The sequence below is a fragment of the bacterium genome (genome assembly GCA_035454885.1).
Taxonomy (GTDB): Bacteria; UBA10199; UBA10199; order JACPAL01.
The window spans coordinates 1-11,914 of record DATIGE010000017.1 but is presented as its reverse complement, the minus strand read 5'-3'; the positions used below and the strand labels follow the sequence as shown (position 1 = coordinate 11,914).

Below are 11,914 nucleotides of genomic sequence, written 5' to 3'. Positions count from 1 at the left end.
TTAAACTGATTTCGATATCTCTTCGAGCGCATCCGGATTTTCCACCGACGACACGTCGCCCAACGGCAATCCGAGAAATTTCTTCTTGATCGCGCCGCGCACGATCTTGGCCGAGCGCGTCTTGGGCAGCATTTTGACGAACCGGATGTCCTTGGGAGTCAGCGTCTTGCCCATCCCCTTCACCACCTGATCCTTCAGCTCCTGTCTCAACCTTTCCCCGGGCGCGTGGGACGGCTTGAGGACGACGAAACCGACGACCTCCTCGCCCTTCACTTCATGCGGGACGCCGATCACCGCGGCCTCCGAGACCGCCGGGTGCTCCAGAAGAACCGCCTCGATCTCCGCGGGACCCGTCCGGCGGCCGGCCACCTTGATGGTGTCGTCCGCTCGCCCGCGAAGGAACCAAAAACCGTCCTTGTCCACGTATGCCCAGTCGCCGTGGTTCCAGACGCCCGGCCATTTGGAAAAATAGGTCTCGAGGTAACGCTCTGGGTCGTTCAGAAAACCCTTCGTCATGGAGGGCGCCGGCTTTTTGCAGACCAGGTAACCCACCTCCCCCCGGACGGACCGGCCCTCCTCGTTCCAGACGTCCACGTCCATCCCGAGGCCGGGGCCGCGGAGCGTGCAGGGCTTCAGGGCCGTGATGGGAAGCGGCGCCAGGTGGCAACCGACGATCTCCGTGCCGCCCGAGATGTTGATGATCGGACAGCGCCTGCCGCCGATGTGCTCGAAGAACCAGGCGTAGGACTCCGGATCCCAGGTCTCGCCGGTCGAACCCAGGTAACGGAGCGACGACAGATCGTGACGCTTGGTCCACTCGACGCCGGACTTGATCAGAAGCCGCACGGCCGTCGGAGAGATGCCCAGGTGGGTGACGCGGTGGTTCTCGACGATCTCCCAGAGCCGGTCCGATTGAGGCCAATCCGGGGCCCCCTCGAAGATGACGACGGTCGCGCCGAAGGTCATGACGCCCAGGATCTCCCAGGGGCCCATCATCCAGCCGATGTCGGTGACCCAGAAAAAGACGTCGTTCGGTTTGACGTCGAAGGAATACCCCAGCTCCTTGGCCATCTGGGCCTGGCAACCCGCGTGGGTGTGGACGGTGCCCTTGGGCCTCCCCGTGGTGCCGGAAGTATAGATGACCAGGGACATGTCCTCCGCCTCGGTCCGCTCCGTCTCGACGGGTGCGGGCCCCCGTGCCATGAAGTCGTCCCAGGAAAGATCGCGATCGAGCCTCATGGGAACGTCGTCCCCCGTCCGGCGGGCGACGACCACGTGACGGATGCTCGGGACCTCCCGGACGGCCTCGTCCGCGGATTTCTTGATCTCCACGGTCTTGCCCCGTCGAAGCGACCCGTCGGCGGTGAAGAGGACCTTGGCCTCCGCGTCGCGGAGGCGGGCCGCCAGGGCTTGGGCCCCGAAACCGGAAAAGACCGGGACGATGACGGCGCCGATCTTGAGGGTGGCCAGGAACGCCACGACCATCTCGGGGACCATGGGCATATAGAGCCCGATCCGGTCGCCCTTCGCCACGCCCAGGGACTTGAGCGCCGAGGCCGCCCGCGTGACGGCCGCGTTCATCTCGCCGTAGGTGAGCGTGCGGGACTTGCCGTCGTCGGACTCCCAGATGAGGGCGGCCTTGGACGCGCGTGACGGCACGTGGCGGTCCAGGACATTGTGGATGAGGTTCAGCTTGCCGCCCGTGAACCACTTGGCCCAAGGCATGCCGCCTTCGACGACCTTCGTGTAGGGTTGATACCACTCGACGCCCAGGTCCTTCAGCGCCGCGTCCCAGAACCACTCGATCTCGGAGGTCGAGCGCCGGATCAGGTCGTCGTAATCCTTGATCCCGTGCTTCCGCATGAAGCGGGTGATGTTGCTTTTCTCGATGTAATCGCCGTAGGGTCTCCAAACGATTTCGTTCATAGAGTCACCGTATGACAAAGAATCTTCGCCCTCAAGATGTAACCTTCATCCTCGTGAAACCCCGCTATGGCGGGAACATCGGTGCCGCCTGCCGCGTCCTCAAGAACATGGGATTTTCAAAGCTGCACCTCGTCCGCCCTTCCGTATTGCCGACCCATCCCGAGTCGCTGCGCCTCGCCGTGGGGGCCGCCGATCTTGCGAGGAAGGCGAAGGTGTTCGACTCGCTGAACGAGGCCGCCAAGGGGCTCCGTTTCCTGATCGGCACCAGCCGCCGGACGGGAAAGTACCGCCGGGACTTCGCGAACCTCCCCGGGATCGGCGATAAGCTCCTCCGGGGCCAAAAGATTGGAATCCTGTTCGGCGCCGAGGAGCGCGGACTCACCAACGAGGAATTGGGGCACTGCAACCTGGTCGTTCAGATCCCCTCGAATCCCGATTTTCCGTCTCTGAACCTCGCGCAGTCGGTGGCCGTCACGGCCTACCAGCTCCGCCTCCTTCAGGACATGGGCGAACCCGACGACTCCTTGAAAAAGTTTCCGCTGGCGCCGGTGCAGGAGGTGGAGGGCATGTTCCAGCATTTGGAGAAGACGCTGACGACGATCGGCTTTCTCCACGAGAGGAACGGCTTTCACATGATGCGGACGATCCGCCAGCTCTTCGGCCGGACCCAGATGAACGAGCGGGAGGTGCGGATCATCCGCGGCATCTGCCGGCAGATCCAGTGGGCGGTTAAGAACGGAATGGGTTCTTGAGGAAGATCTGTTCCTCTCGCGAGGGGCCCACGGAGACGACGATGATGGGAACGCCCAGGACCCTTTCGATTTTTTTAAGGTAGCTTCGGGCCGTCAGGGGGAGATTCGCGATCTTCCGGATGCCCGACAGCGGCTCCCTCCAGCCCCTCATCTTCTCGTAGACCGGCTCGCACTCGTCGAGGATGTCCACCGAGCCCGGGAATTCCTTCACCACCCGGCCCCGGCGCTTGTAGGCGACGCAAATCTTGAGCTCCGGAAGCCCCGAAAGGATGTCCAGCTTGGTCAACACGAGCCCCGTGAGCCCGTTCACCCGGACGGCGTGGCGGAGGACCACCAGATCCAGCCAACCGCAGCGGCGTGGACGGCCCGTCGTCGCGCCGAATTCGGCGCCTTCCTTCCTCAGGTGCTCGCCGACGGGATCGTCCAGCTCGGTGGGGAACGGACCGCTCCCGACGCGGGTCGTATAGGCCTTTGAGACCCCGATGACGGATTGGATCTGCGTCGGCCCGATCCCCGAACCGCAGGTCGCGTTGCCCGCCACCGTGTTCGAGGACGTGACGAAGGGATACGTACCGTGGTCGACGTCCAGCGACGTGCCCTGGGCCCCTTCGAACAGGATCTTTTTCTTCTTCTGGGCCGCCTCCTGGAGGAGGATGGCCGTGTTCCGGACGTAGCCCCGGAGTGCCTTCCCGAAGGCGACGTAGGACCCGTAAATCTCGTCGAATGAAAACGTCGGACCCTGCAGAATCCGCTCCAGGTAGAGATTTTTTTCGGGCAGGACGGCCTCGAGGCGCTTTTTCAAGAGCTCGGGATCGATGAGGTCGCAGATGCGGATCCCCATCCGGGCCATCTTGTCTTCATAGCAGGGCCCGATTCCGCGCCCCGTCGTCCCGATCTTGCCGGCGCCTTTTTTCTCCTCCCGGAGGACGTCGATCCGCTTGTGATAAGGCAGGATGACGTGGGCGGTTTCGCTGATGGCGAGGTCCCGGTCGCTCTTGAGCAGGCCCTTCGATTTGAGCGTCCGGATTTCCTCGAGGCAGACCTCCGGATCGATGACGACCCCGTTGCCGATCACGCATTGGACCCCGGGATTCAGGATGCCGGACGGGATGAGATGGAGGACCGTCTTCGCGCCCTTCACCACCAGGGTATGGCCGGCGTTGTTGCCGCCCTGGAAGCGGACCACGACGTCGGCGAATTCGGTGAAGACGTCGACGATCTTGCCTTTGCCCTCGTCCCCCCACTGGGCGCCGACAACGACGACATTGGCCATTAGAGGATGACCTTCTTGACGGAAATGATGTTCGGCAGCTTTTCCAAATCGGCCACGACCTGCGGGGTCACGTCCCCCTCCACGTTGTAGAGGGCGATCGCCTCGTCCTTGCCCTTCTCCAGGCCCAGCTGCATCCGGGAGATGTTGATCTTCTTCTGTCCGAGCATCGTCCCGATCGCGCCGATGACGCCCGGCCGGTCATGGTTGTGGATGACCAGGATCGTCCCCTCGGGTAGGGCCTCCAGATAGAAGTCGTTGATCTGAACGATGCGGGGATTGGTCCTGCCGAAGATCGTCCCGGACACGCGCCTTTCCTCGGTTCCGTTCTTGAGCGTAACCGTGACGAGGCTGGTGAAGTCCTGGTGGCCGCTCACCTTCGATTCAACGACCCGCAGCCCTTTCTCCCGGGCGATGAGCGCGGCGTTGACGTAGTTGACGCTGACGTCGGAGGCCATCGGCGTGAGCAACCCCTTGAGCAGCGACTGAGTGACCGGGGCGAGGTTGTAGCCGTTGATGTCCCCCCGGTATTCGATGGAGACCTCGGTAGGCAGCTTGCTCGCCATCTGGCCTTGGAGGAGGCCCAGCTTCTCCGCCAGGAGGATGTACGGTTGCAGAATCTTCAACGTCTCCCCGCTCATCGAGGGGAAGTTGACGGCGTTCCGGATCGTGCCCGTCGTGAAGAAATCGGCGACCTGCTCGGCCACCTCGACGGCCACGTTCTCCTGGGCCTCGGCGGTCGCCGCGCCCAGGTGCGGCGTGAAGATGACCTGATCCATCTTGAGCAAGGGGTGATCGGCCGGGGGCGGCTCCTGCTCGAAGACGTCCAGGGCGGCCCCGCCGACGATCCCTTCCTTGATCGCCCATTCGAGGTCCTTCTCGTTCACGATCCCGCCGCGCGCGCAATTGATGATAAAGACGCCCTTCTTCATCTTTTGGAAGGCCGCCTTGTCGATCAAGCCCTTGGTCTTTTCCATCAAGGGCACGTGGATCGTGATGTAATCCGCCCGCTTGAAGAGATCCGGCAGGTCCACCAGCTCCACGCCGAGCTTCTCGGCCGCCTCCTTGGAGAGGAAGGGATCGTAGCCCAGCACGCGCATCTTGAGGCCGATGGCGCGGTCCACCACGATGCGCCCGATGTTGCCCACGCCCACGACGCCCAGATACTTGTTCGTGAGTTCCCGCCCCATGAACTTCGTCTTTTCCCACTTTCCCCCCCGGATCGACCCGGTGGCTTGGGGGATCTGCCGGGAGACCGCGAACATCATGGCGATGGCGTGCTCGGCGGTCGTCGTGGCGTTGCCGGAAGGCGTGTTCATGACCACGACGCCCTTCTTGGTCGCGGCCTCAAGGTCGACGTTGTCCACGCCGATGCCCGCCCGGCCGATGACCTTGAGCCGGTCGGCCGCCTCCAAGACGTCCTTGGTCACCTTCGTGGCGCTGCGGATGATCAGGCCGTCATACTCCCCGATGATCTTCCGTAGCTCTTCGGGCGTGAGGCCCGTCTTGACGTCCACCTTGAGGCCGGGGGCCTTTTGCAGGATCGCGAGGCCCTGGTCGGACAACTTATCGCTGACGAGAATTTTTGGCATCTTAGAGTCCCCGTAAAGCCTTCATGGCGGCGCCGACGCCGGCACCCATGGTGAATTTGTGGCCCAGCTCGGCCAGGGCCCATTCGACGGCGGCGACCACCGTCACCACGTCCAGGTCGTCGTAATAGCCCAGATGGGCGAGCCGGAAGATCTTGCCCTTGGCCGCGTCCTGGCCTCCGGCGATGGTCATGTTGTACTTGGTCTGGAGGATCTTGAAGACCTTTTGGGCGTCGATGCCTTCGGGCGTCTTGACCGCCGTGAGCGAATTGACCGGTGAGCTCGAATAGAGCTGCAGGCCCAGGGCCTTCATCGCCTGGCGCGTCGCCTCGGCCAGGCGCGCGTGGCGGGCGAAGAGATTCTCCAAACCCTCTTTTTTGAACTCGCGCAGCACCTGCGCGAGGCCGACGATCAGGCTGATCGCCGGGGTGAAGGCCGTCGTGTTCTGCTGGACGTTCTTCAGCTCCCTTTTGAAATCGAAATAGAACTTCGGCAACGTCGAGGTCTCGGCGGCCTTCCAGGCCTTGTCCGAGAGCGCGACCATGGCGAGCCCCGGGGGGAGTCCCAGCGCCTTCTGGGAACCCGTGATGAGAACGTCGATCCCCCAGGCGTCCATCGGGAGATTCATGGCCCCCAGGGCCGAGATGGCGTCGACGACGCAGAGGCAGTCGGCCTTGGTCTTCACGAGTTCCGCGATCTCGCGGATGGGATGATACGTGCCCGTCGAGCTCTCGGAGGCCTGGACGAAGACGGACTTTACCCCGCCCTGGTCGAGGCGGGACTTGATCTCCTTCACGTCCACGGCCTGACCCCAGGTCACTTGGATGACATCCGCTTCGACGCCATAAGACCTGCAGATCTTCCACCACCGTTCCCCGAACTTGCCGCCGTCGACGACGACGACCTTGTCGCCCCGGCTCAGGGTGTTCACGACGGCCCCTTCCATGGCGCCGGTCCCGGATGAGGCCAGGATCAAGACCTCGTTCTTGGTCTGGAAGAGCCATTTCAGGCCATCTCTCACCTCCGCGACGATCTTCTCGAACGGTTCGGTCCGGTGGTGGATGATGGGGCTGGCCATCGACAGAGAGGTCTCTTCGGAGACGGGGGTGGGGCCGGGTGCGAATAAGCGGTACTTGTTCATAGTCGTCCTTCGATCATCTTTAATCATCCTTGGGTCAGACGGCGGAGTTTGAGGCGAAGCGCGTTCAGCTTGATGAATCCTTCGGCGTCCTTCTGGTTGTAGACCGTATCCTGCTCGAAAGTCGCGTAGTCCTTGTGGAAGAGCGATTTCGGGGACTTGCGTCCGACCACGATGCAATTCCCCTTGTAAAGCTTGAGCCGGACCGTGCCGGTGACGTGCGTCTGCGCCTCGTCCATGAGCTTCTGCAACATCTCTCGCTCCGGCGCGAACCAATAACCGTAGTAGATCATCTCGGCGTAACGCGGGATGAGCGAGTCGCGGAGGTGCATGACCTCGCGGTCCATGGTGAGCCCCTCGAGCGCCCGATGGGCCACGTGAAGGACGGTTCCGCCCGGCGTTTCGTAAACGCCCCGGCTCTTCATCCCGACGTAGCGGTTCTCCACCACGTCCACGCGCCCGATGCCGTTCTCCCCGGCGATCCGGTTGAGCTTCCCGAGCAGGTTCGCGGGCGAGAGGCGCGTGCCGTTCAAGGCGACGGGGTTTCCCTTTTCATAGGAGACTTCGACGTAGGCGGGCGTCGACGGCGCTTCCAGGGGGTCTTTGGACATGACGAACATGTCCTTGGGCGGCTCCCGCCACGGGTCTTCCAGTACGCCGCCCTCGAAGCTGATGTGAAAGAGGTTGCGGTCCATGCTGTAGGGCTTGGCCTTCGAGACCGGGACGGGTATGCCGAACTTCTGCGCGTAAGCGATGCAGTCGGTCCGGGACTTGAGCTCCCACGTCTTCCAGGGCGCGATGACCTTGATGTCGGGCTTCAGGGCGTAATACGTCAGCTCGAAGCGGACTTGGTCGTTCCCCTTCCCCGTCGCCCCGTGCGCGACCGCGTCCGCGCCTTCCTTGAGGGCGACCTCCACCTGCTTCTTGGCGATCAGGGGCCGGGCGATGGACGTGCCCAGGAGATAGGTCCCTTCGTAGACGGCATTGGCCCGCAGCATGGGAAAGATGTAGTCGCGGACAAACTCCTCCTTGAGGTCCGCCACGTAGGCCCGCGAGGCGCCCGTCTTGACGGCCTTGATCCGGACCGCCTCCAAATCCTCTTCCTGGCCCAGGTCGGCGACGAAGCCGATGACCTCGCAGCGGTAGTTTTCAATGAGCCAGCGAACCATCACGGAGGTATCGAGGCCGCCGGAGTACGCGAGCACCACCTTCATTTTGTGGGCCGGCACCTTGGGTGGGAGCTTGACGACACTCGCAGACACCGGTGCCGGTTTCTTGGCTAAATTCGATTTGGCAGGGGTCATCTTAATAGCATCTCCAAAATTGCCTTCTGAACGTGAAGCCTGTTCTCGGCCTGATCGAATACGCGCGATTGGGGACCGTCCATGACCTCATCCGTCACCTCCTCGCCCCGGTGGGCCGGGAGGCAGTGGAGGACGACGGCGTCTTTCCTGGCGTGCTTCAAGAGGCGGGCATTCACCTGGAAGGGCTCGAAAGCCCTGCGCTTTTCTTCAGAAACCTCTTGCCCCATCGAGAACCAAGTGTCCGTGTTGACCACATCGGCCCCCGAGATCGCTTCGATCGGATCGCGGGTGAGGACAATAGTGCGGGCCTTGTTTCTGTCAATCCTTTTGAGGACGTCCCCCGAGGGTTCGAAACCGGCAGGTGTCCCGATTCTTAAAGGAAATCCAAGGACTAGAGCCGCCTCCATCCAGGAGTTGGCCATGTTGTTGCCGTCCCCGACGTAGGCGATGACGGTCTTCCGCAAATCCTTCCTAAGTTCTTGAATTGTAAAGAGATCCGTCAGGATCTGGCAGGGGTGATGTTCGTCCGTCAATCCATTGATGACGGGGACGGAAGCCGCCCGCGCCAATTCCTCGCAGTGGGCCTGGGCGAAGGTCCGGATCATGATCCCATGCACGTAGCGTGAGAGGACACGGCCCGTGTCCGCATAGGTCTCCCCCCGGCCCAATTGGCTCGAAGAGGCGTTGAGCGACACCGAATGCCCGCCCAGCTCCCACATGGCGACGTCGAAGGAGACCTGGGTGCGGGTGGAGGGCTTTTCGAAGATCATCCCGAGGGTCTTGCCCCTGAGGGTCGCCGGGACCCTCCCCCGCTTGCGCGTTTTTTTGAGCCAGGCCGCGCGTTCGAAGATTTTTTTCATCTCGACGGCGCTCAGATCCAGGGGGCTTAAGAGGTCTCTCTTCACGGCGTCACCGCCATTTGCGGGGCGCCGGCGATCACGCCCTGCCCGTGCGCCGTCTCCTCCAAGACCTGGGCGAGGATGGCCACCGCCTCCTTCAGCTCCGCCCTCTTCACCGTCAGCGGCGGCAAGAGGCGCAGCGTCCTCTCCTGCACGGCATTGATGAGGAGGCCCTTTTCCAGACACTTGAGGACGATGGGCTTGGCGGGCTGGTCCAGGTCGAGGGCGAGCATCGACCCCAATCCCCGCACCTCCACAATCATCGGGAATCTCTTCTTGAGCTTTTTCAACTGGGCCTGAAACGAGGCGGCCTTCTTCGCGGCTTCGTCCAAGAATCCCTCTTCCAGCATCGTTTCGACGGTCGCCCGTCCGACGGCGGCGACGAGGGGATTGCCGCCGAAGGTGGAGGCGTGGTCGCCGGGCTCAAAGGCATTGGCGACGGACTCCTTGGCGACGACGGCTCCGATCGGCAATCCCGAGGCGAGGGCCTTGGCCAGCGTCATGACGTCGGGTTCCATCCCATAGTGCTGGTAGGCGAACAGTTTTCCCGTGCGGCCCATGCCGACCTGGACCTCGTCGAAGATCAGCAACAAGCCCTTTTCGTCGCAAAGGGCCCGCAGCGCCCGGAAGTACTCGGGGGACGCCATCCGCACCCCGCCTTCGGCCTGGATCGGTTCGATCAGGACGGCGCAGGAGGCGTCGGTCACCTGGGCCTTGAGCGATTCGATGTCGCCGAACTCGGCGTACTTGAAACCGGCCGGCATCGGTTCGAAGCCCTTTTGATATTTCTCCTGCCCGGTCGCCGCGATCATCGCGAGCGTCCGTCCGTGGAAGGAATTCCGCATCGTGATGACTTCAAATTTCTGGGGGCCGTGCTTTTTCTTGGCCCATTTCCGGGCGAGCTTCACGGCGCCCTCGTTCGCCTCGGCCCCGCTGTTGCAGAAGAAGACCCGGTCCCCGAAGGAATTCTTGACCAGCAACTCCGCGAGCCTCGCCTGCGGCTCCGTGTAAAAGACGTTGCTCACGTGCATGAGCTCGCGCGCCTGCGAGACCATGGCCTTGAGGACCCGCGGGTGGGCGTGTCCCAGGTTGTTGACGGCCAGCCCCGAAAAGAAGTCGAGGTACTTTTTGCCGTCCGCGTCCCAGGCCCAGCTCCCCTTGCCCTTCACGAGGGCCACGGGCAGCCGGGCGTATGTGTTCATGACGAACTGTTGGGTCAACTCGATGATGCCTTGGGATAATGGGGATGACATAAAATCAGGAAATGACGGTGCCGACGCCCTTGTCCGTGAAGATTTCCAGCAGCACCGCGTGTTGGACCCGGCCGTCGATGATGTGGGCGCTCTTGACTCCGTCCTCGACCGTCCTGAGCGCGCAGTCGACCTTGGGGATCATGCCGCCCCGGATCACGCCGTCTTCGATGAGCCGGCGCGCCTCGGCCCTGTTGAGGGACGGCAGCAGATGGCCGTCCTTGTCCTTGACGCCTTCGATGTCGGTCAAAAGCACCAATTTTTCCGCCTTGAGGGCCGAGGCCAGGGCCCCGGCGACGAGGTCGGCGTTGATGTTGAGGGGATCGCCTTTTTCGTCAAAACCGACCGGCGCGATGACCGGGATGAATCGCCCTTGCTCGAGCGTCTGTAGGACCGAGACGTCGACCTCCTTGACGCTGCCGACCCGTCCGAGATCGATTCTTTCGTCTTTCTTGGATTCGCCCTCGGCCGACGCGACCTTCTCTTTGGGGAGTTTTTTCGCCTTGATGAGGCCGCCGTCGCGCCCGGACAGTCCGACCGCCTTGCCGCCGTGGCGGTTGATGAGGCTCACGATATCCTTGTTGATATCGCCGGCCAGGACCATCTCCACCACGTCCATCGTCTCCTTGTCCGTGATCCGCATGCCCTGGTGGAACTTGGACTCGATGTGCATCTTGTCCAGGACCTCGTCGATCTGAGGCCCGCCGCCGTGCACGATGACGGGATTCAAGCCGATGTAGTCCATGAGCACGATGTCCTTGGCGAAGCTGTCCTTGAGCTTCGCGTCCGTCATGGCGTGACCGCCGTACTTGACGACGATCGTCTTTCCGCTGAATTTCCGGATATAGGGAAGGGCCTCCATCAGGACGGAGGCCTTCTCGATCAATTCCTGCATAGATTTTGGAATTCCTTACAGAATGTAACGGCTTAGGTCCACATCTTTTACGATGTCGGCGAGCTTTTCCTGGACGTACTTGGCGTCGATCCTGACCTCTTGCCCCCCCATGTCCGGGGCGTGGAAGGAGACCTCCTCGAGCACCTTTTCCATGATCGTATGCAGGCGCCGGGCCCCGATGTTCTCCATGCGCTCGTTCACCGCGGCGGCGAAGCCCGCGATCTCTTCGAGGGCTTCGTTCAAGAACTCCACGCTCACGCCCTCGGTCTTGAGAAGCTCCACGTACTGACGCGTCAGGGAGTTCTGCGGTTCGATCAGAATCCTCAAAAAGTCCTCCTTGGTGAGCGACTGAAGCTCCACGCGGATGGGAAAACGCCCCTGAAGCTCCGGGATCAGGTCCGACGGCTTCGAGACATGAAAGGCGCCCGCCGCGATGAAGAGGATGTGGTCGGTCTTCACCATCCCATGCTTCGTATTCACCGTGGTCCCTTCGACGATCGGCAGGATGTCGCGCTGCACCCCTTCGCGGCTGACATCCGGGCCGCCGTGGCCGCCGCCGGCCAGACCATCGCGGCTGGCAATCTTGTCAATTTCATCGATGAAGATGATGCCGGCATGCTCGACGCGCTGCACCGCGGCGCGGCCCACCGATTCCATATCCACGAGCTTGCTCTGTTCCTCGACAATGAGATGCTGCATCGCCTCGGGCACCTTCAGGCGACGAGACTTCGTCCGGCCCTGGAACATGTTGCCCATCATGTCCTTCAAGTTGACGCCGATTTCTTCGACCGACGTCCCGGCGATCACCTCGAACGAGGGCATCGCGGGCGCCTGTACGTCGAGCTCCACGGTGCGATCGTCAAGGCGTCCGTCGCGCAGCTGCTCGCGCAT

At 62.5% G+C, this 11,914-nt stretch carries 10 protein-coding genes; 1 reads left to right on the top strand and 9 read right to left on the bottom strand.

Going from position 1 to position 11,914, the window contains the following annotated elements:
• Positions 1-1,926: an AMP-binding protein gene (locus VLJ37_03970; GenBank protein HSA58820.1), complete on the bottom strand. Its 1,926-nt coding sequence runs from the start codon at positions 1,924-1,926 to the stop codon at positions 1-3.
• An 11-nt stretch (positions 1,927-1,937) separates the two neighbouring features.
• Here VLJ37_03970 and VLJ37_03965 point away from each other — a divergent pair, with 11 nt between their 5' ends.
• Positions 1,938-2,678 (top strand): RNA methyltransferase, encoded by a 741-nt coding sequence (locus VLJ37_03965; GenBank protein ID HSA58819.1) that lies wholly within the window; start codon positions 1,938-1,940, stop codon positions 2,676-2,678.
• Here the strand turns inward: VLJ37_03965 and VLJ37_03960 are convergent.
• The 8 genes from VLJ37_03960 to hslU all read right to left on the bottom strand — a co-directional run.
• A complete protein-coding gene (locus VLJ37_03960) occupies positions 2,656-3,951 on the bottom strand; it encodes an adenylosuccinate synthase (protein ID HSA58818.1) in 1,296 nt (431 codons plus the stop codon). The two genes, VLJ37_03965 and VLJ37_03960, sit on opposite strands and share 23 nt — an antisense overlap.
• Complete coding sequence (gene serA, locus VLJ37_03955) at positions 3,951-5,540, bottom strand: phosphoglycerate dehydrogenase (protein HSA58817.1); 1,590 nt, start codon at positions 5,538-5,540, stop codon at positions 3,951-3,953. The genes VLJ37_03960 and serA overlap by 1 nt, the downstream gene beginning before the upstream one ends.
• 1 nt (position 5,541) lies before the next feature.
• Entirely contained in the window at positions 5,542-6,678 is a 1,137-nt protein-coding gene (locus VLJ37_03950; protein ID HSA58816.1) for an alanine--glyoxylate aminotransferase family protein, read from the bottom strand.
• Between the two features lie 23 nt (positions 6,679-6,701).
• Positions 6,702-7,889 (bottom strand): argininosuccinate synthase, encoded by a 1,188-nt coding sequence (locus VLJ37_03945; protein HSA58815.1) that lies wholly within the window; start codon positions 7,887-7,889, stop codon positions 6,702-6,704.
• 86 nt (positions 7,890-7,975) lie between these two features.
• Positions 7,976-8,884 carry an ornithine carbamoyltransferase gene (argF, locus tag VLJ37_03940; protein HSA58814.1) on the bottom strand — a complete coding sequence of 303 codons (909 nt, stop codon included), beginning with the start codon at positions 8,882-8,884 and terminating at the stop codon, positions 7,976-7,978.
• On the bottom strand, positions 8,881-10,131 hold the full coding sequence (locus tag VLJ37_03935) for an aspartate aminotransferase family protein (protein ID HSA58813.1): 1,251 nt from the start codon (positions 10,129-10,131) through the stop codon (positions 8,881-8,883). The genes argF and VLJ37_03935 overlap by 4 nt, the downstream gene beginning before the upstream one ends.
• A 4-nt stretch (positions 10,132-10,135) precedes the next feature.
• Positions 10,136-11,023: an acetylglutamate kinase gene (argB, locus tag VLJ37_03930; GenBank protein HSA58812.1), complete on the bottom strand. Its 888-nt coding sequence runs from the start codon at positions 11,021-11,023 to the stop codon at positions 10,136-10,138.
• 15 nt (positions 11,024-11,038) lie between these two features.
• The coding region (hslU, locus tag VLJ37_03925; protein HSA58811.1) for an ATP-dependent protease ATPase subunit HslU at positions 11,039-11,914 on the bottom strand (876 nt) is incomplete at its 5' end.